2 pseudogenes are annotated in these 959 nt (G+C 54.3%); both read right to left on the minus strand.

Annotated features, from left to right (window positions below):
* Nucleotides 1-151 precede the first annotated feature (151 nt).
* Nucleotides 152-370, minus strand: a pseudogene (locus tag CORTU0001_RS12100) (IS110 family transposase); the annotation flags it as partial.
* A 16-nt stretch (nucleotides 371-386) separates the two neighbouring features.
* Nucleotides 387-614 (minus strand): annotated as a pseudogene (locus CORTU0001_RS12105) (IS110 family transposase); the annotation flags it as partial.
* Nucleotides 615-959: the final 345 nt, after the last annotated feature.

Consider the following 959-nt stretch of genomic DNA (forward strand, 5'->3'; position numbering starts at 1 on the left):
GGGGGTGTTCCTATATAGGTTGTCAACTCCGTGGGTGGGCTTGTTTGGGGGTGTGAACGGCTTCTGCTTCGTCTCGTAGATGTTGTTTTGGGTACCTTGAGGAGCCGATTGGGCTTGCTGTGCAATCGGCTTGGATGGGGGTCTGGTGGCTTTAGGCTGCTGCGGCCTTCTGGATTGTGGGGATGTCTCGGTAGTGCTCGCCGTTTCGCATCATGGCGAAGAGGACGTTGAGGCGTCGGCGTGCGAGTGCGACGACTGCGGCGTTGTGTCTTTTGCCTTCTTTGCGTTTTTGTTCATAGAGTTGCCGGGAACGCTCGTGGAATCTGATCGATGCAAAAGACGATTGCCATAGGGCGTTCTTTAATTTTTGTTGAGCGATCGTCTGCCCCCATGTGTTGGGCGACTGCGACGGTTAATCGGCCGATGTTGTTGGGCTGATCGACAATGACAAGGACCGAGGCGTTGTCGGCGAGGAATTGGCCGAAGAGCTTGCGTAGCGAGCCTTCATGCTGATTGATACGTTTGGACAGGACTTGCCTGCCTTGGGGATCGAGGACGCAGGCGTGGTGGAAGTATTTGCCGACGTCTACGCCAATGACGAAGTCATAGGCCATGGGTGTATGCCTCCTAGCGATGACTTAGAAGTTGGACTATTTGAGCTTCATCGCTGGGGTTGTCGGACATACTTAGTACTGGCATCTACATTACTGTGAGACCTCGTACCACCTGGGCTGGGTCAGGTTCCTATTGAGCTGTTTGAGTATGTCACTGTCTTCGGCGGCATCACCCCCGGATCATTTTCAGACAGGGGCGGGAATAAGCCATACCGAAGCCAGCGACTAGTTCCACTGTCCTTTCAGACGGAGGGAACGGAAATAAACATAGCCCGCCCAATCGGGTGGACAGGCTATGAATCTTCGGTGCCCTGAGGTGGAACTGCTAACAACGAAATGGGGGGG

The sequence above is a fragment of the Corynebacterium tuberculostearicum SK141 genome (assembly GCF_000175635.1).
Taxonomy (GTDB): Bacteria; Actinomycetota; Actinomycetes; order Mycobacteriales; family Mycobacteriaceae; genus Corynebacterium; species Corynebacterium tuberculostearicum_C.